Below are 1,136 nucleotides of genomic sequence, written 5' to 3' on the forward strand. Positions count from 1 at the left end.
CCGTGGCGCACACGCTGAACACTCGTCCACGCAAGAGCCTGGGGTGGAAGACACCTGCCGAGGCACTGAACGAGCAGCTAAAGTCTCTCCAAGAAGCCGGTGTTGCAACGACCAGTTGAATCCGGTCAGGTCACATCTCCGAGGCTGCCGCCAGCACGGCGTGGGTGCGCCGCAGCCGGTCCAGCCACCAGTCCCGGCGCTCGCCCGCGACGGCGTGCTCGGCGAGCAGGGCCTCGTCCACGGCGACGTCCCGCACGGGCAGGTGCCCGTCCACGGGGCGCAAGGGCTCGGCGGTCACGTCCGCCGCCATGAGCGAGAGGGTGCCCAGCCCGCACGCGTGCGGCAGCTCGGGCAGCGCGGCGGCCAGGGCGACGCCCGCGCGGATCCCCACGGAGGAGTCAATGGCCGAGCTGACGACGGCGGGCAGTCCAGCCTGCGCCACGATCTCCAGGGCGCGGCGCACTCCCCCGAGCGGCGCCACTTTCACGACGATCAGGTCCGCGGCACCCGCGCGCGCAACGGCCAGCGGGTCCTCGGCCTTGCGCACGGACTCGTCCGCGGCAATCAAGGTGCCCACGCCCTGCTCCCGCAGCCGACGCCGCACGCTCGCCAGGCCCTCGACGCTCGCCACGGGCTGCTCGGCGTAGGCGAGGCGGAACTCGCTGAGCGCGCCCAGGGCGGTCACGGCGGCGTCGTCGTCCCATCCTGCATTCGCGTCCACCCGCAGCTCGGCGTCCGGGAGGAGGTGGCGGACGGCGGCCACGCGGGCGACGTCGTCCGCGAGGCCCTGGCCGCGCTCTGCGACCTTGATCTTCACGGCGTGGACCTGACCGGAGTAGCCGCCGAGGACGTCCGCAACGCGCTCGGCGGGGACCGCGGGGACCGTGGCGTTGACCGGGACGCGGTCACGGACGGGCTCCGGGAAGCCCTGCCACGCGGTCTCGATCCCCGCGCGCAGCCATGCGGCGGCCTCGGCGTCCCCGTACTCGGGGAACGGGCCGAACTCGCCCCACCCGGCGGGGCCGCGGAAGACGACGGTCTCGCGCTCGGTGACGCCGCGGAAGGTCACGCGCATGGGGAGGGAGACCACGTGGGCGGAGTCGAGGAGGTCGGAGAGTGGGGGGATGGGGAGGTAC

At 73.9% G+C, this 1,136-nt stretch carries 1 protein-coding gene; it reads right to left on the reverse strand.

What is annotated here, in order from left to right; translation table 11 throughout:
• Nucleotides 1-130: 130 nt before the first annotated feature.
• The gene (locus D9R02_RS11795; protein WP_121566961.1) at nt 131-1,126 is read right to left on the reverse strand and encodes an o-succinylbenzoate synthase; all 996 of its coding nucleotides are present in this window, start codon (nt 1,124-1,126) and stop codon (nt 131-133) included.
• Nucleotides 1,127-1,136 lie beyond the last annotated feature (10 nt).

The organism is Kocuria rhizophila, from assembly GCF_003667225.1.
Classification (GTDB): Bacteria; Actinomycetota; Actinomycetes; order Actinomycetales; family Micrococcaceae; genus Kocuria; species Kocuria rhizophila.